Source organism: Martelella sp. NC20 (assembly GCF_013459645.1).
Classification (GTDB): domain Bacteria; phylum Pseudomonadota; class Alphaproteobacteria; order Rhizobiales; family Rhizobiaceae; genus Martelella.
Window position 1 is genome coordinate 2,322,580 of the sequence record NZ_CP054861.1, and the last position, 22,407, is coordinate 2,344,986.

The window sequence follows — 22,407 nt, forward strand, 5'->3', positions numbered from 1 at the left end:
GGGAACGGCGAGAAAGAAAGGAAAGAGGGAATGAGTACCAGTCTTGAAGGCCGCAAGGCCGTTGTAACCGGCGGGGCGCAGGGCATTGGCAAGGCCATTGCCAGGGCTCTGGCCGAAGCAGGCGCAAAGGTGGTGATCTCCGATATCAACGGCGAGGGCGCAAAGGCCGCCGCCGCGGAAATCGGCCACGGCGTGGTGGGCGTGACCTGCGATTCCACCAATGTGGAACAGGTTGAAAAGATGCTGGAGGATGCCGCCGAGAACGGCGCCATCGATATTCTCGTCAACAACGCCTCCATCGTTCCCTACATTGCATGGGACGATGTGGATCTGGCGCATTGGCAGAAGATCATCGACACCAATCTGACGAGCGTCTTCATTGCCAGCCGCAAGGCGACTGACATGATGCGCGCGGTAGATCGCAAGGGCACGGTGCTCAACATCGCATCGAACGCCTTCTATGCCGGTACGCCGAACATGTCTGCCTATGTGGCGGCAAAGGGCGGCGTGATCGGCTTCACCCGGGCGCTGGCGACGGAAGTGGGAAAATACGGTATTCGCGTCAACGCGGTCACGCCGGGCCTGATCGAATCCGACGGCGTCAAGGTCAGCCCGCATGCCGAAAGCTTCGGTTTCGTCGAGATGCTTCAGGCGATGCCCGGCAAGGGCCAGCCCGCCGATATCGCAAAGGTCGTGGCGTTCCTCGTATCCGACGACGCAGGCTGGATGACCGGCCAGTGCGTCAATGTGGATGCCGGCATGATCCGCCTTTAACAGGCTGCTGCAAAACGGCTTCGTTGGTTGTTTTTGGTTGCGTATTCGGTTGGATACTGCGTTTGACGTGGTTGCTGACGTTGGTTGCCGGTGTCTGCTCTGGTCTTTAGAGTCTGTCAGGTTCAAATCGAACCAGACAGACTCTAGATTTATTTGTTTTCGTTTGTCTTTTCGGGAAAACCGGATTCCACTTTTCCCTGACAAACTCTAGCGACTGGGCGGCGGCTGCGGCAAGGAGCTTCTGCAGTCTGACGAGGTTATAGGCTGCGATTGCGAAACCGAAGACGGCGGCCACTTTCGGTCTGCCGCGAACTTTGACCTTGGCGAAGCCGGCCTGTGCTTTGATCCGGCTGAACACCTTCTCAACGCGCTTGCGGCAGCGCAGGCTGATGCCGTAGCCGGGATGATGCGTCGTGCGCTTGGCCATGGCTGTCTTGCGGACCTTGCCGATCTTGGAAACACTGCCGTTGATGGCGATATGCGGCGTGACCTTGCGGGCGCGCAAGCTCCCGACAAAGGCTTCGACATCAGCGCGGACAGGAAATCCCGCGCCACATCCGCTTCGAGCAGCCGGTCGCGATTGTGCGTGAAGCCGGTTGGATGCCAGATATCGGCATCCATCGAAAGCCCGACGAACCAGCGAAACAGAAGATTGTAGTTGATTTGCTCCATCAGCATCCGATCGCCCGCGCATCAATCCACCCCCGCAAATCAACGCCAAAACTGAATCACAGACTCAGCCCGCTGACCAGGAGTTTTGCAGCAGTCTGTTGTATCGATCCGCGCATGTTGCCGCTGCTTCACGGCCGGCGGGTCGTCCTTGTGGATGATGTGATTTCCTCGGGACAATCGATCATGGCGGGGCTGTCGCTTTTGAAACAATGCGGCATCCGCCCCGTGGCGATCGTCGCCGCCATGTTGCAGACGTCACGCCATGTCGAGGCTCTGGCCGCTTTCGACGCGGATATCGCCGCCTGCATGCACGCCTGCTTCGCCACGCCATTGCTTCTGCGCGGCCCGGACGGGCTCTGGCGGGCGGCATGAGAAGGCCCGCGATCCGGAGACCGCGGGCCTTCTGCAAGGGTTTGCAGGCCGGAATTAGTTCAGAAGAACGGCGTCCGGATTATCGTTCAGGCTCTGCTCGGTATATTCCGGCTGGTTTTCGAGCGTGGCGCGATCATACCTGGTCTGGATCACATAACTGTCGCCATCGCTCATGACAGTGGCCGTTTCGGCCGAGATGGCAACCGGCTTTTCGCCAATGCCCAGGAACCCGCCGACATCAACGACGAAGACGTTTTCGTTGTTGTCGCCGTAGACGATGATGTCGGAGATTTCGCCGACACTGTCGCCATCGGCGCCGAGCACCGGCGCGCCTTCCAACTCGTCATAGGAGATCGAGGCGGTGTCGACTTCGCTCATGCCTTCCAGCATCGGGTTTTCCGCCGTTGCCATCATGCCGTCGTTCTGCATGGCATCGCCGGCATTGTCGACATTTTCCGCCATGTCGTTCATGGCGTCGCCGGTGGCATTGCCTGCCTGATCAAGGGCCGTTCCCGCCGTGTTGGCAAGATCGGTGGCTCCGTCAGCCATGGTGCCTTCCGGAGCCGGTGCGCGGCCAACCTTCATCAGGTTTTCGTCATCGGACTTGAATTCCGGCGCGGATTCGAGCTCTTCGCGGGTGGCGTCGATGCTCAGCCATGCGCCATTGTCGCCGGGCTGCCAGGACAGACGGTCGAAAGAAATCGCAACTTTCTTTTCGCCGATGCCGAGGAAGCCGCCGACGCCGATCACTGCGGCGTTCGCCGAACCGTCGGTGTTCATCACGATATCGGCGACATCGCCAACCTGCTCGCGTTCCTGATTTTCGGCGCTCATGCCGTAGACCGGCCAGCCGAGCAGCGAACTGGCCAGAACCTGCTGGTCCGTTGCACCGTAGAAGCTTTTTGCCTCATCGCCTGCGGCCTGACGGTCAGGAAAGACCGGCGCTGCGCCGGTTTCCATGCCCGAGCTGGCTTCAGGCTGCTTCATGGGGTCGGCAGTGTTGGTGTCCTGGGCAAAGGCTGCGCCCGCCGAAACAACAGCTACCAGTGCCGTGGTCGAAAGAATCTTGCGAAGCATGTCAATACTCCTCTTTTCTTGAGTTGCTCCAATTTAGGCGCGATTTAATATTTCTATTATTTTCTTTTATCTCACCTTGCTCACGACAATAAAACGCCCCCGCCCGACCCTTGTTCCTGCCGGCAGTGATTTTTTTGGAAAAAAAACGTCGAAAAAAGCCCGCCGCGTTCTGAGATACGGGCGGGCTGGTTCATCCGAAATCGTATCTGGTCAGCAATAGCGCAGCGGCATCGCAATGTGGACCTTGAGGCCGGTTTCGGCATAGTCGACATCGACCTTGCTGCCGATCACCTTGTCGAGGCTGCGTTCGATCAGAACGGATCCGAAGCCGCGCTGCCCGGGCGTGGTCACCTGCGGACCGCCGACCTCCACCCAGTCGAGCTGCAGATGCGCGCCGCCGCCTTCATCCTTGCAGGCGACGGTTATATCCACGACGCCGGCCCGGGTCGAAAGCGCTCCGAACTTGGCGGCGTTGCTGGCAAGCTCATGGATGACAAGGCCCAGCGCCAGCGCTTCGTCGGGATCGAGGTAGACCGCGCTGCCATGAATATCCACCTGCCGGTCCGAGGTGTCGGTGTAGGGCGCGATCTGTGAGCGCAGCAGCCGGTCGAGGGCGATCGCCCCCCACTGCTCGTCCGAAAGCAGGGTGTGCGCCGCCGAAAGCGCCTGGAGCCGACCGGAGAACGACATATTGAACTCGGCGGAGGTGCGCGAGCGCCGCAGCGTCTGCCCGGCGATCGACTGCACGATCGCCAGCGTATTCTTGACCCGATGATTGAGTTCGCGCAACAGGAGACGGGTCTTCTGCTCGGTTTCCTTGGTGGTGGTGATGTCCACAACCACGCCGAAGACCGGCCCCTTGCGCTCCTCGATCATCGCGTTCTCATAGGCGCCGCCCAGAGAAAGAAGCCATTTGCCGGTGGAATCCACCTTGAATTCGCATTGATATTCCTCGCCCCGGTCAAGCGCTGCCTTGAACCGGCGCATCAGGGAAAACCGCATTTCGGGATTGATGGCGCCGAGCACCCGGCGACAGGTCAGCGGCTCGTCCGGTGCGAGCGCAAGCATTTCCCGCAAGGCATTGTCGCATTCGACGGTCTCGCTGACGCCGTCCCAGCTCCAGGTCGCAATGTTGGCCGCCCTCAATGCCATCGAGTGACGCCGTTCCGATTGTGAAAGGGCGATATCGGCCGAAGCCTTGCCGCGCGCGGCGTGCTTCAGTTCGTACAGCGATCCGGCAAGGTTTGCCAGCCTGCGAAGCGCTTCGGCGTCCTCTTGCGTGGTGTCGCGGTGATTTTCGCCATCGATGATGCAGATGGCCCCGGCATTGACGCCGTGGACCCGGATGGGCGCGCCGGCGAAAAACTTCACGCGCTCGCCCTCGAACATCGGCACCGAACGCGCGAGCGCTTTCTGCGTCTCGGGATTGTTGATGATCAGCGCCTGCTGTTTTTGAAGCGCGATCGGATAGACGAACAGGCCCGAGCGGGTTGGAACGTCGTCAATTTTCATGCCATGGACGGCCTGGACCCAATTTTCGTCAGAATCGGCAATCAGGATCAAGGCAGCCGGGCACGAAAAGAGATTTGCCGCCGCCTCGACGATCGCGACGAAGTTCTCGTCGGTTTCCGCGGCGCGCATGATGGATTGCGAAAGCGTCTTCAGGCGGTCCTCGTCCCTGATCGCGTCCACAATTTCCGATGGCAAATGTTCCACAGGCTAAAGCTCTTCGATTTCGCTCAGGCACAGAATCCCCCGCCCGGGCACACCTATAAGTCACCGGGCCGAAAACGCGCAAGGATTTCCGGCCTTGCATCGAAACGTCCCGACTTGGCGATCGGTTCCGCCCATGCGTGATATTTCTGCATCGTAAATTCGGTCGCGGAACAAACAGGGATTGCGAGCGTTCAGAAAAGAAGCAACAAAGAGGTGCCGACTGACCGTGACGTGGCGGAAGGACAATGCTGCGTGCAAGCGCGGGTCGCGTCTCCGCTTGCGCGCGCCGCCGCGCGAATGCGATCCAGGGCTTGAGGGCATTCAGGGTTCGGGTATGCTTGCGTCACGCAAGCCATGGTACGGATCTTGTAAGGATAAAGCCTTTGGGCAAGATTGACGCATCCGGGTGGGCCCGACCGCGCCAGGGTAAAGGCCATTGACCATAGGTTGCGCAGCATTCGGTTTGGCCGGGGCGGCGCGACAAAGTATCGGAGTGGCCAGGGCCGCTCCACTATTTTGACTGGCGGCGGGCCGAAAACGCCGCCCAAAACTGGGATAAGTAGTCGCAATGAGCGTAAAATTCGGGACGAGTGGCCTTCGCGGCCTGTCAACGGATCTTCTGGGGGAACCGTCTTCCCTTTATACCACGGCTTTCTGTCATCACCTGCAGCAGGCGGGATATGCCGCAAAGGGCGATGTCGTGCTCGTGGGTCAGGATTACCGCGATTCGAGCCCGGCCATCGCCGCCAACTGCATGGGGGCGATCGCGGCCGCCGGCTTCACGCCGGTCAATTGCGGGGCGCTGCCGACGCCAGCGCTTGCCTTTTACGGCCAGAGGAAAAAAGCCGCCTCGATGATGATCACCGGCTCCCATATTCCGGCGGATCGAAACGGCATCAAGTTCTATCTGCCACACGGCGAGATTACCAAGGAGGATGAACAGGCTATTTCAGCCTTTGCCGAAAAGCTCAGAGGCACGGTCGAGCCGGCAACCGAGGAGGGCGAGGACGAGGCCAGCGAAGCGCTTGCCGGCTTCGGCGCGCGGTGCACCGCTATCCTGCCCGATGACGCCCTTTCAGGCATGAAGGTCGGCGTCTATCAGCATTCGACGGTGGCGCGCGATCTGTTTATCGCGATCCTCGAACATTATGGCGCAGACGTCACTCCGCTCTGCTTTTCCGAGGAATTTATTCCTGTCGACACCGAGGCGGTGTCGCCGGAGACGGTTGAGCTTCTCAAGGGCTGGGCCGGCGAACACGGTTTCGACGCCATCATTTCCGCCGATGGCGATGCCGACCGTCCGTTGGTGGCGGATGAAACCGGTATGCCCTTGCGCGGCGATCTGATCGGACTGATGACCGCCAATTTTCTCGGCGCGAAAGTGGTGGTGACCCCGGTCACCTCCAATTCGGGCATCGAGAAGAACGGCGATTTTGAGGTGATTAGGACACAAGTCGGTTCGCCCTATGTGATCGCGGCGATGGAAAAGGCGATCCGCGAAGGCAAGGAGGGCGTCATGGGGTTTGAGGCCAATGGCGGTCTGCTGACGGCTTCGCCTTTCCGGCCCGCCGGCGACACCATCGCGCCATTGCCGACGCGCGATTGTTTCCTGCCGGTTCTCTCGGCGCTCTATCTTGCCCACCGCGACAACCGGCCCCTGTCGGAGCTCGCGAAAGCTCACAGCCTGCCGGTTGCCGACGCCGACCGGATCAAGGATTTCGATCAGGCGCGCAGTGCCGCATTGATGGAATATCTGCGCGCAAGCGAGCGGAATCTCGCCGATTTCCTCGCGCCCATCGGCACGGTCGCCGGCACGAGCGACATCGACGGTCTGCGCGTCACGCTCGCCGACGGCCGCATCATCCATTTCCGCCCCTCCGGCAATGCGCCCGAAATGCGGTGCTATGTCGAGGCGGCAAGCGCGGGCGAGGCGCGCGAGCTTTTGAAGAAGGGTCTCGCCCTGATCGAAGGTTTCAAGGCCGGCTGACCCGGCCATCTATTAAAGACGAATTCATTAGGAGATTTATCGTTATGACCAGCAAGATCGTTCCCGTCATCATGGCCGGCGGCAAGGGGACACGCTTGTGGCCTCTGTCGCGGTCGTCCGCGCCCAAGCAGTTCATCCGCTTTCTCGGGCCGAAGACGCTCTACCAGAAGACCCTCGAACGGGTCTCGGATACGGACCGCTATGAAGCGCCGATCATCCTGACCAACGAGGATTTCCGGTTTCTCGCAGCCGAGCAGGCGCGTGAGCTGGATATCGAACTGTCCGGCATCCTGCTTGAGCCGATCGCGCGCAACACCGCGCCAGCCGTTGCCGCCGCCGCCGCATTCGTGCGCAACAATTTCGGCGATGACGCCATCATGCAGGTGCTGGCTTCCGACCATGAAATCGACGCGGCGGACGATTATTTCGCCTGCATCGACACGGCGCTCGCGGCCGCCAAAGCCGGCAAGCTCGTGACCTTCGGTATCGAGCCCACCGAGCCCGCGACCGGCTATGGCTATATCGAGGCCGGCGAGGAATTGCCCTCCGGCGCGCGCAAGGTTGCCCGCTTCATCGAAAAGCCGGAACAGGCAAGGGCCGGGGAGATGATCGCCGCCGGCAATTATACCTGGAATTCCGGCATGTTCATGTTCCCGGTCGCGCCGCTGATCCGCGAGCTTGAAAAATATGCGCCGGAGGTCTTCCAGTTCGCCGAACAGGCGGTGCTGAAGGACGAGAGCGATCTCGATCTCGATTTCACCCGTCTCGACAAGGACACTTTCAGCCAGTGCCCGGATATCTCGATCGACTACGCGGTGATGGAAAAGACCGGCGAGGCGGTGGTCGTGCCCTCGCCGTTTACATGGTCGGATCTGGGCTCCTGGGACGCGATCTGGAAGGATGGCGATCAGAACGGCGATGGCAATGTGATCGCCGGTGACGCCACGCTGCTCGATACCACGAATTCGCTGGTGATCTCCCGCGACATGCATATCGCCATGCAGGGCCTTGATGGCATGGCGGTGATCGCCTCGGAAGATGCGGTCTATGTCGGCAGGCTCGAAGACAGCCAGAACGTCGGCAATATCGTCAAGTCGCTGAAGGCCGACAAGGCCACCCGCGCGCTTTCCGAGGATCACCCGACCTCTTACCGTCCCTGGGGCGGCTATACCTCGATCATCAAGGGCGAACGGTTCCAGGCCAAGCGCATCTTCGTCAAGCCGGGCAAGAAGCTGTCGCTGCAGAAACATCATCACCGCGCCGAACACTGGATCGTCGTCACGGGCACGGCCGAGGTGACGGTGGACGAGGATGTGAAGATGCTGACCGAAAACCAGTCGGTCTATATTCCGCTCGGCGCCGTCCACCGGCTTTCGAACCCCGGCAAGATCTTGCTTGAGCTGATCGAGGTCCAGACCGGCTCCTATCTCGGCGAGGACGATATTATTCGTATCGTCGACGATTTCGGCCGTGGCTGATTGAGGGGGCCGCGCCTGCGGGCGCGTCTTCGGACTGCTGCACGGCGTCCGTCATGCCGGCCTTGAGCCGGCATCCAGGGCAATACGGGAGAGCCGTCCGACAAGTGCGTTGTACGCCTTTGCCTGCATCCGTCGTGTGGCCCTGGATCCCGGCTCAAGGCCGGGATGACGGCGGTGAGGGGGCGGCATTGCGCCATTTTCGTAAAAATCCGTCAGAAAAGCATTTCGTAAGATAAAAACTCGCGATTTCTGCGTGAAACCTTCGAATTCACGCAAACTTTCTGTCCGTCAGCTTGACCGGTGCGGACCCCTCGCGATATCGTTGCCGAAATTCTCCTTTACAGTCGGTGGTCAAGCACATGATCGAAACTCCCTATCTTCTTTTCCTGGGTGATGCGCCCGATGCGCTCGCAGCCAAGGTCGCGCAGGGCATCAAGGACTGGCGTCCCGAATATGCCGTCGGCCAGTTGCGGCTTCCGGGCTGCAAGGCGGATATGAAGCTGCCGGATCTTTCGGTCGCCGAGGCGGTGGACAAGGGCGTCAAGACGCTGGTGATCGGCGTCGCCAACCGCGGCGGCGTCATTTCGCCGGCCTGGAAGAGCGTGTTGATCGAAGCGATGGAAGCGGGTCTCGATCTTGCCTCCGGCCTGCATAACCTCTTGAGAAATGAGGCCGACCTTGCCGCGAAGGCTGCGGAACTTGGCCGAACGCTGCATGATGTGCGCATCCCTGCGGTGCAATACCCGATTGCCAACGGCAAGAGACGATCCGGCAAACGCATGCTCGCCGTCGGCACGGATTGCTCGGTCGGCAAGATGTACACCGCGCTCTGCATGGAAAAGGCAATGCGCGAAATGGGCATGAAGGCGACCTTCCGCGCCACCGGCCAGACCGGTATCCTGATCACCGGCGGCGGCGTTCCGCTCGATGCGGTGATCGCCGATTTCATGGCCGGTTCGATCGAATATCTGACGCCCGATAATGACGCCGACCACTGGGACCTGATCGAGGGGCAGGGCAGCCTGTTCCACGCCTCCTATTCCGGCGTCACGCTGGCGTTGATCCATGGCGGACAGCCGGATGCGCTGGTGCTTTGCCACGAGCCCAACCGCGCCCATATGCGCGGCCTGCCGGACTATCAGCTCCCGAGCCTCGAAACGTTGCGGGACCTGGCGCTGCAGATGGCCAGGATCGTCAATCCGGATTGCAAGGTGGTCGGCATATCGCTGAACACCTCCGCCATGTCGGACGAGGAGGCGCTCGAATATTGCAGACAGACCGAGGCGCGCATGGGCCTGCCGACGGTCGATCCGTTCCGCCATGGGGCCGAACGCCTTGCCGAGGCGCTGGCGGCGCTATGACCGGACTTTACGTTTCAGCCCGCGAGGACGTGTTTCCGGTCGCGGGTTCGTTCACGATCTCGCGCGGTTCGCGCACCGAAATCCGCGTTGTCACGGTGACGCTCACCGACGGCACCCATACCGGTCGGGGCGAATCCGTGCCCTACGCCCGCTATGGCGAGACCGTCGATGGCGTGATTGCGGATATCCTGTCGCTGGAAGCCGAAATCCGCGCCGGCCTCGACCGCGAAACATTGCAGGCCCGGATGAAGCCGGGCGCTGCCCGCAATGCGCTCGACTGCGCGTTCTGGGATTTTGCGGCGAAAAGCAGCGGCACCCCCGTGTGGCAGCTCGCGGGCCTGGCGCGGCCCGGCCCGCTGACCACGGCCTACACGATCTCGCTCGGCACGCCGGAAAAGATGCGGGCCCAGGCGGCTGAAAACGCCCACCGGCCGCTGCTGAAGGTCAAGCTCGGGACCGAGGACGATCTTGCCCGCATCGAGGCGGTGCGCGCCGGCGCGCCCGATGCCGCGATCATCGTCGATGCCAATGAGGGCTGGAGCGTCGAGGCCTATCAGGCGCTCGCGCCCGCGCTCGTCCGCCTCGGCGTGGCGCTAGTGGAACAACCGCTGCCGGCCGGCGATGACGAGGCGCTGCGCCATATCGACAGGCCGCTTCCGGTCTGCGCCGACGAAAGCTGCCATGCCCGCCCGTCGCTTGCCGATCTCAAGGGCAAATACGACGCGATCAACATCAAGATCGACAAGACCGGCGGCCTCACCGAGGCGCTGCTCCTGAAGCAGGAGGCCGTGGCCATGGGCTTCCAGATCATGATCGGCTGCATGCTCGGCACCTCGCTTGCGATGGCGCCCGCCATGCTGGTCGCCGAGGGCGCCGCCTTCGTCGATCTCGACGGTCCGCTGCTGCTCGCCGAAGACCGCGCCAACGCGATCAGGTTCGAAGGCTCGGTGATGCATCCGGCAGAAGCTGTGCTTTGGGGATAGGCGGTCTCCCGCCTCAACCTCTCGTCCAGGATGGAAAGGGGTCGGTGAGGAACTCGAAATCGCGTTCATTGAACTTAGGGCCGGTGTCGATCATGCAGTCATCGAGGGCTTTTCGGATCGCCGCCTTGTCCATGCCCGCGCCGATGAAGACGATTTCCTGACGGCGATCGCCATAGACCGCGTCCCAGCAATTATCGATCATCTGCCGAAGCTCCGGCGCGTCCGGCCAGCGGCTCTTCGGCACCGCCGCCCACCAGCGGCCAAGCGGACCGCTGCGCACGATCGCGCCGGCGAGCGAGAATTCGCCGGCGAAATCCGGCCGCGTCGCCAGCCAGAAATGACCCTTGGCGCGGATAAGACCGGGGAAGGTCATCCGCGTGAACGCGTCGAATTTCAGCGGATCGAAGGGCGCGCGCGCCCGGTAGATGAAGCTTGAAATGCCGTATTCCTCGGTTTCCGGCACATGGTCGGCAAAGCCGTGGAGCTCCTTGGCCCAGAGCGGATGCTGGCTGGCCTTGTCCTCGCTGAAAAGGCCGGTATCGAGGAGTTCGGCCAGATCGACGCGGCTGAAATCGGTCTCGATGACCTTCGCGTCGGCGTTGAGCGCGTGGATGATCTTGACGACGTTTGCGCGCTCTTCGGGCGTGACGTCGGAGACCTTGTTGACGACCACGACATCGGCGAATTCGATCTGTTCGACATGAAGGTCGACCAGCGTGCGCTCGTCATCGTCGCCGGCGACCTCGCCGCGGCTGCTGAGGAATTCGTGGCCGCCATATTCGCGCAGCAGGTTCACGGCATCGACGACCGTCACCATGGTATCGAGCCGGGCGAGATCGGAGAGGCTGTCACCGCGCTCGTCGCGCCAGGAGAATGTCGCGGCCACCGGCAGCGGCTCGGCAATGCCGGTTCCCTCGATCAGAAGATAGTCGAAGCGTTTTTCCTCCGAGAGCCGCCTCACCTCCGTCAGAAGGTCGTCGCGCAGCGTGCAACAGATGCAGCCATTGGTCATCTCGACCATGGTTTCCTCGGTGCGCGAGAGGTTGGCGCCGCCTTCACGCACCAGATCGGCATCGATATTCACCTCGCTCATATCGTTGACGATCACGGCGACCCGCCGTCCTTCGCGATTGTTGAGGATGTGGTTCAGCAAGGTCGTCTTGCCCGCGCCCAGAAAGCCGGAAAGCACGGTGACGGGAAGGCGGGTGTCGTTGTTTTGCAGCATCGGTCATGTCCTTGCGTTGAGCGAAGATGCCGGTCGAACGGCATCCGCCCCGAGTTTTATATGTTATAACATAACACAAATAGCCAAAAGCGAAGCATGCGTCAACTGACGGCGACAACGCGCATTCGGACGAGCGGCAGATCGTCCGCCGGAGCATGGGATGCGCGCAAAATGCGTGAAAACAAACAGATGGAGTGGATCTTTGTTTGCGTTGATTGCGGAACGCTGATCAGCCGGGCGGCCCCGATTGCCGCATCCGCGCCAAGCTCATCGCGATATGGGCGCGGCGGAGGTGGCAGAGCGCGTCGATCTGGCCGGTCTCGATGGCGGCGAGGATTTCGGCGGTTTCGCGGCAGTAGATTTCTGCCTCGTTTTCGAGATCGATATCGGACGCGGTGATTGCCTGCAGCCAGATGCGTGCGGTGCGGAAATAAAGGCGCTCGCCGGTGTCGCGCTGCGGCTGGTTCAGTGACAGCCTGTTGAGCGCCAGGAACATGTCGCGGTCGAGCGCCGCGAAATCGCGGGGCGCGGGCGCCTGCCGCAGCGCCAGGGCGCGTTGGTGGAGCGCGCGAAAGCCGGCGACAATCTCCGCCGTGACGGGGGTCGGATCGAGGCGCGCGACCAGAACCATCAGCTCCATCCTGAGGCGATAGACCTGCGCCAGTTCATCGAGATCGACGTCGGTGACGATGGTGCCGACGCCATGGACCGAGCGCAGCAACCCCTCATCCTCAAGGCTTGCCAGAACGCGCCTCAGCGGCGTGCGCGACACGCCGAATTCACGCGCCAGTTCGGTTTCCGAGAGTTTTTCGCCCGGCGGATAGTCGAGCATCATGATCCGCTCGCGGATGATGTCGTGGATCTGGGTGAGCCGGTCGCGGCCGGTTGCAGGCTCTGCCGTCATCGCCATGCGCCTGCAAGCCGGTCCAGCATGGCAAGGCACTGGCCGAGCTGGTCGGCGCTCAGATATTCATCCGGCTTGTGAGCCTGATCGATCGAGCCCGGCCCGCAGACCACGGCATCCATGCCGATCTCCTGAAAGAAGCCGGCCTCGGTGCCGAACGGCACGACATCGGCGCTTTGCTCGCCGGTGAGCCGGAAGGCGAGGTCGCGGGCGGCATTCTGGTTTTTCGGAAACAGCGCCGCCGCCTCGCCGATCACTTGCGTTTCGATGTCGGCTTCGGGCGCGACCGCGCGCATGGCCGGCAGAAGGTCGCGAGTGCAGTAGTCGGCAATGCCGTCTTTCACCAGTGACAGGTCCTCGGCGATCACCGGCCGGGTTTCCCAGCGCAGCACCGCGCGCGGCGCAATGACATTGTGCGACAATCCGCCCTCGAGCCCGCCGACATTGAGCGTCGCATACGGCGGCTGGTAGCGGGAACCCTCCGGCACCCGCGCCATCAGCCGCTCGCGCAGTTCCATCAGCCGGGCGATATAGCGGGCGGCATATTCGACCGCGTTGACGCCGGCCTCGGGCGCGGAGGAATGGCCGGAGCGGCCGGTGAAGGTGACGGTATATTCGCAGCAGCCCTTGTGCCCCTCGATCACCCGCATCATGGTCGGCTCGCCGACGATGGCGAGCGCCGGGCGCGCCTCGCGGGCGACAAGCCATTCGGTCAGCGCCCGCGCGCCGATGCAGCCGACCTCCTCGTCATGGGTAAAGGCGAAGTGGATCGGCTTGCTGGCGGCGATTTCCGCCAGCACCTCCCGCTTTGCAAGGCAGGCGGCGATAAACCCCTTCATGTCGCAGGTTCCGCGCCCGAAGAACTTGCCGTCGCGCTCGGCAAGGGTGAACGGGTCGCTGGTCCAGTTCTGGTCATCCACCGGCACGACATCGCTGTGGCCGGAGAGCATCAGCCCGCCGGGGCGATCGTCGCCGAGCGTTGCGAACAGATTGGCCTTGCTGCCAGTGGCATCGGTCAGGATTTCCACCCGCGCGCCGCAATCCGACAGCCGATCGGCGATATAGGCGATCACCGGCAGATTGCTTTCCGACGACACCGAGGGAAAGGCGACGAGATCGGCGAGAATATCGCGGGCGGCGGCAAGATCGCTCAATTTCAATCCTTCACGAACAGTTTGCGTTCGACCGAGCAGAGCGCCTCGGCCGGGCCGTTTTCGGTGATCAGAATGGTCTCGGTGATTTCCAGGCCCCAGTCATCCATCCACAGGCCCGGCATGAAATGCAGCGTCATGCCCGGTTCCAGCAGCGTCTCGTCGCTGGTGCGGATGCTGACGGTGTGCTCGCCCCAGTCCGGCGGATAGGCAAGGCCGGTGGCATAGCCGCAGCGGTTCGGCCGTTCGATCCCGACCTTCCAGAGTTCCTTTTCGAGCGCGGCTGCAATATCGCCGGCCCGGTTGCCCGCCCGCGCCGCATCGATGCCGGCATTGAGGCCTGCGACCAGCGCTTCGGCGGCGTCGGTCATGTATTGCGGCGGCTTGCCGAAAAACACCGTGCGGCTGAGGGGGGCATGGTAACGGCGGTAGCAGCCAGCCTGCTCGATGAAGGTGGCCTCGCCGTTTTTGAACTCGTCGCCGCTCCAGGTCAGGTGCGGCGCGGAGGCATCGGGGCCAGATGGTAGAAGGGGCATGATCGCCGGGTAGTCGCCCCAGATATCGTCGATGCCGGTAATCGCGGTCTTCATCAGTTCGCCGACGAAATGGTTCTTCTTCATGCCCGGTTCGGCGATCTCCATCGCATGGCCCATCACCCGGTCGGAAATCTTCGCGGCCTTGCGCATGAAGGCGATTTCCTCCTCCGATTTCACCACGCGCTGCCAGTCGACGAGGCCGGAGCCATCCTTGATGACAGCACCAGGGAGGCCCTTGACGAGCGCCGCGTGACCGGCGGCGGAATAGTAGTAGGCATTCATCTCGACGCCGATGCGGGCCTTGTCGAGGCCGAGGCCCGCAAGCTTCTCGGCAAGGTCATCCATCGGGTGGATGCCTTCCGCCTGTATATAGCGGTCGGCGTACCAGAGGATGTGGTCCTCGTCGAGAAAGGCGGTGCGGCGCGCGCCATTGGCGTCCATCAGCCGGCCCCACCAACAGGGCATGCCATCGCCGGTGACGATCACCGCCTGATCGACATAGAAGGACCAGCCGTCATAGCCGGTCAGCCAGTTCATCCCGGCGGGCGAGGTGACCACCAGCGCATCGAGCCCATAGGCCTCCATGGCCTTGCGGGTCAGTGTCAGCCGACGGTCATATTCCGATCTCGAAAAGGGCAGTTGATCCGCCGCCATATTTGCCTCGTCTTTGTTGTGCACAACGTCGTAGAGAGCGTTGCCGCTGTGGTTGACTGGCAGCTAGAATACACTCTCCGTTTCTCTCGGCGTCATCCTCGGGCTTGACCCGAGGATCTAATCACGATCCCCTGCGACAGGAGGAGCGGAAGCCCCACATGACTTTCATCCTCTAGCTATTTCAACCGCAAGCGCCGCTCGCGGCATAGGTGGTTGGATCCTCGGGTCAAGCCCGAGGATGACGCAGAAGAGGAGGGGAGGCCTCTCGATATTCAGGTCCAGAATGTTACGCTTTGCTTTCTCTGTCAATGTTGTATACAACACCGTTTCAAGCCGGCCCGCAAGCCCTTTCACAGCAGCACGAGGACAAGATGCTCACCAACGACCAGCTCGACCGTTTCGACCGCGAGAACTTCTTCCATCCCTCGACCCATCTCGCCCAGCATGCGCGCGGTGAGAGCCCGAGCCGGATCGTGAAAACGGCGAAGGGCGTGTTCATCGAGGATCGTGATGGCAAGAAGCTGCTGGATGGCTTCGGCGGGCTCTATTGCGTCAATGTCGGCTACGGACAGGAAAGCATCATCGAGGCGATTGCCGAGCAGGCCAAGGAGCTTGCCTATTATCACGCCTATGCGGGCCACGGCACGGAGGCCTCGATCACCCTGGCGAAGATGGTAATCGACCGCGCGCCGGACCATATGTCCAAGGTCTATTTCGGCCTGTCGGGGTCTGATGCCAACGAGACCAACATCAAGCTGGTCTGGTACTACAACAATATTCTCGGTCGCCCGGAGAAGAAGAAGATCATCTCGCGCTGGCGCGGCTATCACGGTTCCGGGCTGATGACCGGGTCGCTCACCGGTCTTGCCGGCTTCCAGAAGAAGTTCGACCTGCCGCTGGAGCGGGTGTTCCACACCACCGCGCCCTATTATTACCGCCGCCCCGACCTTGCCATGAGCGAGGCCGATTTCGTCGCCCATTGCGTTTCCGAGCTGGAAATGCGGATCGAGCGCGAGGGCGCGGATACGATCGCGGCCTTCATCGGCGAGCCGGTGCTGGGCACCGGCGGCATCGTGCCGCCGCCGGAAGGCTACTGGAAGGCGATTTCGGCGGTGCTTGAAAAGCACGATATCCTGCTGATCGCGGACGAAGTCGTCACCGGCTTTGGCCGGCTCGGCTCGATGTTCGGCTCTGATCACTATGGCCTGAAGCCCGACCTGATCACGATCGCCAAGGGGTTGACCTCGGCCTATGCGCCGCTCTCCGGCACGATTGTTTCCGACAAGGTGTGGAAGGTGCTGGAGCAGGGCACGGATGAAAACGGCCCGATCGGCCATGGCTGGACCTATTCCGCCCACCCGATCGGCGCTGCCGCGGGCGTTGCCAACCTGAAGCTGATCGATGAGCTGGGGCTGGTGAAGAACGCCGCCGAGACCGGCGCTTATCTCCGCGCCGCCATGAAGGATGCGCTTTCCGATCATCCCCATATCGGCGATATTCGCGGCGAGGGCATGCTGATGGCCGTCGAATTCGTCAAGGATCGCGAGAGCCGCACATTCTACGATCCGTCGGAAAAGGTTGGACCTAACCTTGCCGCTGCGCTGATTTCCGAGGGCGTGATCGCCCGCGCCATGCCGGAGGGCGATATTCTGGGCTACGCCCCGCCGCTCTGCCTGACGCGCGACGAGGCCGACCAGATCGTGGCCGCGACGAAGAAGGCGGTGACGACCGTACTGGGCTAGGCGCGAAAGGAGGGCGCGATGCTGAAGGCGATCCATCATGTGCAGCTTGCCATGCCGGCGGGCGGCGAGGATCGGGCGCGCGCCTTCTATCAGGATGTTATCGGCATGCCCGAGGTGGAAAAGCCCGACAATCTGAAGCCGCGCGGCGGGTGCTGGTTCGAGGCGGATGGCCTGCGCATCCATCTCGGCGTCGAGAACGACTTCCGCCCTGCCCGCAAGGCCCATCCGGCTATCCTCGTTGACGATGTCGATGCGCTTGCAGTGCGGGTCGCGAAGGCCGGCTACGAGGTGAAGACCGACGAGCCGCTGGAAGGGTTCTTGCGCAGCTATGTCTACGATCCGTTCGGCAACCGCATCGAACTGATGCAGGCTTTGGCCTGAGCTTTTCGGCCCGCAATCGTTGACATTTGCCGCAAAGGATGGTCATCGGTTGCGGCGAACAGAAGAGACCGTCCATCCATGCCGTCCACCAGCCTGCCGGATTGCGCCGGCACCATCCTTGAAGCCCTTGCGGCGCGCGATACGACGCTGACCGATATCCCGGTCATCCAGCCCGCGGCGCCCTTTCTGGATATGGCCGGCGAGGCGCTGCGCCGCCGGATCTTCATGACCGAGAGCGAGACCGGCGAGAGCCTGTGCCTGAGGCCGGAATTCACCATTCCCGTCTGCGCCCATCATATCGAGAACAACGCCGGCACGCCGAAGCGCTACGCCTATTGCGGCATGGTGTTCCGTCAGGCGCGCGATGACGGCGCGTCCGAATTCTTTCAGGCCGGGATCGAGGATCTCGGCAGCGCCGATTTCGCCGAAGCCGATGCCCGCGCCATTGCCGATGCGCTCGGTATCTTGCGCGACTGCCTGCCGGAGGTGCCGCTTGCGGTCACGCTTGGCGACCAGAACGTGTTCGAGGCGGTCGTCGGCGCGCTCGGCCTGCCGGGCGGTTGGCAGAAGCGGTTGATCCATGCTTTCGGCAATCAGAAGCGGCTCGAGGCGCTGCTTGCAGCCCTTGCCCGGCCGCAGCCGGTCGGCGGTCTTGACCGGCGCGTCGCGGGCTTTCTCGCCGACGGCGACGAGGCCGGGCTGATCGCCCATATCGACGAGACCATGCAGGCGACCGGCTATTCCACCAATGCCAGCCGCAGCCCGGAAGAAATCGCGCGGCGGCTGAAGGAAAAGCTGGCGCTGTCGGTCACCAGCCTCGACGCCGAGGCGCTGGACGCGCTCACGGGTTTCCTGGCGCTTGACATCGGCCTCGATCAGGCATCGGTGGCGCTCGGCGCATTCGCGGAAAAATTCGGCCTCGATATCGGTTCGGCGATCGCCGCCTTCGAACGCCGGATCGAGGCGATAGCGGCAAGCGGCGTTGCGGTTGCCGAGATCACCTATCGCGCCGCCTTCGGGCGTCCGCTCGATTACTACACCGGCCTTGTCTTCGAGATCAGCGAACAGAGCCTGCGCGGTAGCCTGCTTGCCGGCGGCGGGCGCTATGACCGGCTGCTGACGCTGCTGGGCGCGAGCGGCCATATTCCGGCGGTCGGGTTTTCGCTCTGGCTCGACCGGATCGAGCGGGCAGGCAACCAAGGCGAGGGCACCCGATGACCGTCACGATCGCTCTGCCCTCCAAGGGGCGCATCAAGGAAGGCGCGGAACAGGCGTTGAGAGCGGCAGGCCTTGCGGTCGCGACCAACGGCAATACCCGCTCCTATCGCGGCCATATCGAAGGCCGCGGCGATATCGAGGTCGCGTTTCTCTCGGCCTCCGAGATTGCCCGCGAGGTCGGCAGCGGCGCCGTCGATTTCGGCGTCACCGGCGAGGATGTCGTGCGCGAGAATGTCGCCAATGCCGAGGCCCGTGTCGAGATCGTGTCGCGCCTCGGTTTCGGTCAGGCCGATGTCGTGGTCGCCGTGCCGGAAATCTGGCTCGACGTCGATACCATGGCCGACCTCAATGATGTCGCCGCCGAATTCCGCAGCCGCCATGGCCGAAGGCTGGCGATCGCCACCAAATTCTGGCGGCTGACGCAGCAGTTCTTCACCGCCACCCACGGCATCCAGCTCTATCGCATCGTCGAAAGCCTCGGCGCCACCGAGGGCGCACCGATGGCCGGCCAGGCCGATATCATCGTCGATATCACCTCGACCGGTTCGACGCTGAAGGCCAACCACCTGAAGGTGCTGACCGATGGGCTGATCCTGAAATCGGAGGCCTGTTTCATGCGCGCGAAGAAGAGCGGGCATGACGGCGATCCGCTGATCGCCGAGATCGTTGCCGCAATGCGCGGGTGAGGACGGACAAAGGCAAGGCATCGGAACCGGCCGTTTCACCATTACGGACGCCGGTTTCCCCAAGGCCGTGCCGCCATCAATCTCCCCCCTTGAGGGCAGGAAAACTGCGTATGGCCTTGCGGCTTGCTCCCAATATTCTCGCCCGCTTGCGGGAGAGATGCCCCGAAAGGGGCAGTGAGCAGCATTTCCAAATGTGAGGGCGTTCGAGGGGATAGATTCCCCCCTCACTGTCGCTGTCGCGACATCTCTCCCCTCCGGGGCGAGAATGTTTGCGGGCTCTGCGGGAAAGCCGTATGCGATTGCCCTGCCACTCAAGGGGCTGAGAGGTCCGTGAAACGGAAGATCGCTCAGTTCTTGGCGCGTTCGACGTAGGAGCCGTCCTCGGTGAGGATCACCACGCGGGTGCCGGCGTCGATATGCGGCGGCACCATGGTGCGAACGCCGTTGGTGAGCATGGCCGGCTTGTAGGAGGACGAGGCGGTCTGGCCCTTGACCACCGGCTCGGTCTCGGTGATTTCGAGCGTCACCTGGCGCGGCAGCTCGATGGCGATCGCCACGCCCTCGTGGATCGACAGGATCACCGTCATGCCTTCGGAGAGATAGGCGGCGGCATCGCCGACATCGTCCACGCTCATGGTGAGCTGGTCGTATGTCTCCGGGTTCATGAAGTGGTAGCCCTCGCCATCGGCGTAGAGGAAGGTGTGATCATTGTCCTCGACGAAGGCGCGCTCGACCTGTTCGGTGGTCTTCCAGCGCTCTGAAACCTTGACGCCGTCGGCGATCCGGCGCATGTCCACCTGGGTAACGGGCGTGCCCTTGCCGGGGTGAAAATTCTGGGCGGTGAGCACGACATAGAGCTTGCTGTCGACATCGACGACATTCCCCTTGCGCAGCGACGAGGCGATGACCTTGACCATGAAACTTCCTTGCTATCTCAGCGCGGCCGCTGGCCGCAATTCCTTGTGAATTGGTGACAGCGGGACTAACGCAAATTGCCCCGGATTGCCAGTGCCAAACGCCTGAAACCGGCAGCAAGCCCACGGATGCCATATGAACAAGCCGACTGACAGCAGACATGCGGACGAGGACAGATGGTGGCGGCCCGACCGCCATGCCGACCGCAGACCGGCGCTGATGGCCCGCAACAGGATGATGGCGGCCATGCGCGTCTGGTTTGCCGAAGCCGATTTCATCGAGGCGGATGTGCCGGCGCTGCAGGTTTCGCCCGGAAACGAGACCCACCTCCATGCCTTTGCCGCCACCATGATCGGCAATGACGGCGGCGGACGGCCGGTCTACCTCCACACCTCGCCGGAATTCACCGCAAAGAAGCTGCTGGCGGCGGGCGAGGAGCGGCTGGTCTGCTTTTCCCATGTCTATCGCAATCGGGAACGCGGCCCGCTGCACCATCCCGAATTCACCATGGTGGAATGGTATCGCGCCCATGCGCCCTATGAACGGTTGTTTGCGGATTGCCAGGCGTTGCTGGCGCTTGCGGCAAAGGCTGCGGGCACGACGATGTTTTCCTGGCGCGGCAAGGCCTGCGATCCGTTCGCTCCGGTCGAGCGGGTCAGCGTCGCCGACGCCTTCGCGCGCCATGCGGGGATCGATCTGCTGGCGACCATCGGCCGTGACGGGGAGGGGGACCGCGACGCCCTTGCCGCTCGGATGCAGAAAGCGGGTCTTCGTCATGGCCCGGATGACAGCTGGTCGGACATGTTCTCGCGCGTGCTGGTGGAAAAGGTCGAGCCGGCGCTTGGCCATGGCGCCGCCACCGTGCTCGATGCCTATCCTGCCTGCGAGGCCGCACTTGCGCGCAAGAGTACCGTCGATCCTAGGATCAGCGAGCGTTTCGAGCTCTATGTCTGCGGGGTGGAACTTGCCAATGGCTTCGGCGAACTGACCGATGCGGACGAGCAGCGCCGACGCTTTGTCGCCGACATGGCGGAAAAACAGCGCATCTATGGCGAGACCTATCCGATCGACGAGGATTTTCTGGATGCTCTTCGGATCATGCCGCCGGCAAGCGGCATCGCGCTCGGCTTCGACAGGCTGGCGATGCTGGCGACCGGCGCCCGCCGCATTGAAGATGTGCTCTGGGCTCCCGTTGCGGGAGGGTAGGCTTCAGTGATCGTTGCAGGCAAGCTGGGTGGTATTCGGGTCGTCCAGGACCGGCTCCAATGCGCTCAGCTGGGCCTTGCCGCCATTGCGCAAATCCGGCTGGATGATCATCGGCGCGTTCTTCGGCCACCAGTCGCCGCTTGCCCAATAGGCCCAGCCGATCCAGGCCTTGGAGTTGTTTTCGACGATGTCGACCATCTGTTTCAGGCCCCTGAGGCAGGCAAGCTGGTCGGTCGCGCCGAACTCGCCGAGGAAGCCCTGATACTTGTTGTTGTTCAGCCAGTCGGTGAAGCTCTGTACCGCACCCACCGCACTGTCGATCTGATTGCAGTTGTCGCTTTTGCCGGAAAAATCGTCATCGGCATATTGATGCACCTCGAAGGCGAAATTGTCGACCGGGTCGTTCACGCCGGTCATCACCGAGGCGTTGGAGTTGCCGTAGAAATCCTGGCTCCAGCTATGGGCGCCGGACCAGGCGGTGCCGGGCACGAGCACGAGATTGCCGGCGCCGATATCGCGGATCGACTTCAGCGCCGCGTTGGCGGCCGTCAGCCAGTCCGCGGCCTCGATGTCGTGCGGCTCGTTCATAAGGCCGAAGATGACATCCTGGTCATTGGCGAACACGGCGCTGAGGCGCTTCCAGAAATCGGCGAAGGCTGCGACCGGCACGTTGGGGCTGCCGATCACCTCGCCGCGATAGCGGGCGTAATTGTGTGGATCGAGGATCACCACCATCTGGTTCGCATGGGCGTCCGCGACCGTCGCCTGAATGCGCGAAAGCTCGGTGGAATCCAGGATCCCGTTCAACTGCGGCTGCAGCCGTTCCCACAGGAACGGCAGGCGGATGGCGTTGAACTTGTCGTTTGCAAGCGAGTCGATCGTTTCCTTCGCGGGGTAGATATAGCCCTCGCCGTAAGGGTCGCCCGGCTTGCCGAACTCCGCGCCGGCGACATTGATGCCGCGCAGGCTCATCTCACAATCCGCCGCCATGCCGGCCTGAACCGAGACCGAGAGAGCGGTCAGCGAAACCGCCGCCGTAAAAAGCAGCTTCCTGAGGTTCATATAGGCGCTGCGGCACGGCATAGACCCTTTCAGACGACGCATTCACAAATCTCCAGGCATGGGCAGACTGCCCACATGATACCAGCGATAAATTAACAGTCATATAGTGTGCGTTCCGGTTTGAAGCACGGTGGAAACGGCCTTTTTGGTTTTGCACCCGGCATTTTTTCGCAATATCCCTGTCGCAAGGCCATCGCCGTGGCGGCAATCGGCCTGTTTGCGTCGTCAACGCAAAAGCGCGACGGTTCCGCCCGTAGTCTGATGCGCCGGGCAAGCCGACGGTTGAAAGCGCTGCCGCAAGCTTTTA

At 62.4% G+C, this 22,407-nt stretch carries 19 protein-coding genes and 2 pseudogenes; 11 read left to right on the top strand and 10 right to left on the bottom strand.

All coding sequences use genetic code 11. The annotated features are described in order from the left end of the window. Window positions 1-30 precede the first annotated feature (30 nt). Window positions 31-774, top strand: a complete 744-nt coding sequence (gene pldH / locus HQ843_RS11150) for a pyridoxal 4-dehydrogenase, SDR-type (protein ID WP_180898248.1) — start codon at window positions 31-33, stop codon at window positions 772-774. A 220-nt stretch (window positions 775-994) separates the two neighbouring features. Here pldH and HQ843_RS11155 read toward each other — a convergent pair. Together HQ843_RS11155 and HQ843_RS30020 are read right to left on the bottom strand one after the other, a co-directional pair. Then, window positions 995-1,303, bottom strand: a pseudogene (locus HQ843_RS11155) (transposase); the annotation flags it as partial. Next, a pseudogene (locus HQ843_RS30020) lies at window positions 1,294-1,458 on the bottom strand (transposase); the annotation flags it as partial. The pseudogenes HQ843_RS11155 and HQ843_RS30020, both read right to left, overlap by 10 nt. Between HQ843_RS30020 and HQ843_RS29445 the strand changes: the two are divergent. Next, entirely contained in the window at window positions 1,438-1,818 is a 381-nt protein-coding gene (locus tag HQ843_RS29445; protein ID WP_256432945.1) for a phosphoribosyltransferase family protein, read from the top strand. The pseudogene HQ843_RS30020 and the gene HQ843_RS29445 sit on opposite strands and share 21 nt — an antisense overlap. Window positions 1,819-1,872: 54 nt before the next feature. Here HQ843_RS29445 and HQ843_RS11165 read toward each other — a convergent pair whose 3' ends face one another. Next, complete coding sequence (locus tag HQ843_RS11165) at window positions 1,873-2,895, bottom strand: PRC-barrel domain-containing protein (protein WP_180898246.1); 1,023 nt, start codon at window positions 2,893-2,895, stop codon at window positions 1,873-1,875. Window positions 2,896-3,105: 210 nt separating this feature from the next. After that, on the bottom strand, window positions 3,106-4,587 hold the full coding sequence (locus HQ843_RS11170; protein ID WP_180898245.1) for an HWE histidine kinase domain-containing protein: 1,482 nt from the start codon (window positions 4,585-4,587) through the stop codon (window positions 3,106-3,108). A 592-nt stretch (window positions 4,588-5,179) separates the two neighbouring features. Here HQ843_RS11170 and HQ843_RS11175 point away from each other — a divergent pair. From HQ843_RS11175 to dgcA, 4 genes are all read left to right on the top strand, one after another. Further along, on the top strand, window positions 5,180-6,598 hold the full coding sequence (locus HQ843_RS11175) for a phosphomannomutase (protein ID WP_180898244.1): 1,419 nt from the start codon (window positions 5,180-5,182) through the stop codon (window positions 6,596-6,598). 44 nt (window positions 6,599-6,642) lie between these two features. Continuing rightward, window positions 6,643-8,076, top strand: coding sequence for a mannose-1-phosphate guanylyltransferase/mannose-6-phosphate isomerase (locus HQ843_RS11180; RefSeq protein ID WP_180898243.1), 1,434 nt, complete (start codon window positions 6,643-6,645; stop codon window positions 8,074-8,076). A gap of 359 nt (window positions 8,077-8,435) precedes the next feature. Then, on the top strand, window positions 8,436-9,437 hold the full coding sequence (gene dgcN / locus HQ843_RS11185) for an N-acetyltransferase DgcN (RefSeq protein WP_180898242.1): 1,002 nt from the start codon (window positions 8,436-8,438) through the stop codon (window positions 9,435-9,437). Further along, window positions 9,434-10,420 carry an N-acetyl-D-Glu racemase DgcA gene (gene dgcA, locus HQ843_RS11190; protein ID WP_180898241.1) on the top strand — a complete coding sequence of 329 codons (987 nt, stop codon included), beginning with the start codon at window positions 9,434-9,436 and terminating at the stop codon, window positions 10,418-10,420. Before dgcN ends, dgcA begins: the two co-directional genes overlap by 4 nt. Before the next feature lie 13 nt (window positions 10,421-10,433). On the opposite strand, the gene HQ843_RS11195 is transcribed toward dgcA, so the two are convergent. The 4 genes from HQ843_RS11195 to HQ843_RS11210 form a co-directional block, all read right to left on the bottom strand. Beyond that, window positions 10,434-11,645: a GTP-binding protein gene (locus tag HQ843_RS11195; RefSeq protein ID WP_180898240.1), complete on the bottom strand. Its 1,212-nt coding sequence runs from the start codon at window positions 11,643-11,645 to the stop codon at window positions 10,434-10,436. 229 nt (window positions 11,646-11,874) lie between these two features. Next, window positions 11,875-12,549, bottom strand: a complete 675-nt coding sequence (locus HQ843_RS11200) for a GntR family transcriptional regulator (protein WP_180898239.1) — start codon at window positions 12,547-12,549, stop codon at window positions 11,875-11,877. Continuing rightward, entirely contained in the window at window positions 12,546-13,703 is a 1,158-nt protein-coding gene (argE, locus tag HQ843_RS11205; protein WP_180898238.1) for an acetylornithine deacetylase, read from the bottom strand. The genes HQ843_RS11200 and argE overlap by 4 nt, the downstream gene beginning before the upstream one ends. Window positions 13,704-13,705: 2 nt before the next feature. Further along, a complete protein-coding gene (locus tag HQ843_RS11210; protein WP_180898237.1) occupies window positions 13,706-14,890 on the bottom strand; it encodes a M24 family metallopeptidase in 1,185 nt (394 codons plus the stop codon). A gap of 371 nt (window positions 14,891-15,261) precedes the next feature. Between HQ843_RS11210 and HQ843_RS11215 the strand changes: the two genes are divergently transcribed. The 4 genes from HQ843_RS11215 (at window position 15,262) to hisG (ending at window position 18,917) form a co-directional block, all read left to right on the top strand. Then, window positions 15,262-16,632, top strand: a complete 1,371-nt coding sequence (locus HQ843_RS11215; protein ID WP_180898236.1) for an aspartate aminotransferase family protein — start codon at window positions 15,262-15,264, stop codon at window positions 16,630-16,632. Window positions 16,633-16,650: 18 nt separating this feature from the next. Then, complete coding sequence (locus HQ843_RS11220; protein ID WP_180898235.1) at window positions 16,651-17,013, top strand: VOC family protein; 363 nt, start codon at window positions 16,651-16,653, stop codon at window positions 17,011-17,013. A 78-nt stretch (window positions 17,014-17,091) separates the two neighbouring features. Continuing rightward, window positions 17,092-18,231, top strand: a complete 1,140-nt coding sequence (locus HQ843_RS11225; RefSeq protein WP_180898234.1) for an ATP phosphoribosyltransferase regulatory subunit — start codon at window positions 17,092-17,094, stop codon at window positions 18,229-18,231. Beyond that, window positions 18,228-18,917, top strand: coding sequence for an ATP phosphoribosyltransferase (hisG, locus tag HQ843_RS11230; RefSeq protein ID WP_180898233.1), 690 nt, complete (start codon window positions 18,228-18,230; stop codon window positions 18,915-18,917). The genes HQ843_RS11225 and hisG overlap by 4 nt, the downstream gene beginning before the upstream one ends. 347 nt (window positions 18,918-19,264) lie before the next feature. Here the strand turns inward: hisG and efp are convergent, their stop codons facing one another. Then, window positions 19,265-19,834 (bottom strand): elongation factor P, encoded by a 570-nt coding sequence (gene efp / locus HQ843_RS11235; RefSeq protein WP_180898232.1) that lies wholly within the window; start codon window positions 19,832-19,834, stop codon window positions 19,265-19,267. 133 nt (window positions 19,835-19,967) lie between these two features. Between efp and epmA the strand changes: the two genes are divergently transcribed. After that, complete coding sequence (epmA, locus tag HQ843_RS11240) at window positions 19,968-21,038, top strand: EF-P lysine aminoacylase EpmA (RefSeq protein ID WP_180898231.1); 1,071 nt, start codon at window positions 19,968-19,970, stop codon at window positions 21,036-21,038. A gap of 3 nt (window positions 21,039-21,041) precedes the next feature. On the opposite strand, the gene HQ843_RS11245 is transcribed toward epmA, so the two are convergent. Then, a complete protein-coding gene (locus tag HQ843_RS11245; protein WP_246710347.1) occupies window positions 21,042-22,142 on the bottom strand; it encodes a glycoside hydrolase family 5 protein in 1,101 nt (366 codons plus the stop codon). Window positions 22,143-22,407: the final 265 nt, after the last annotated feature.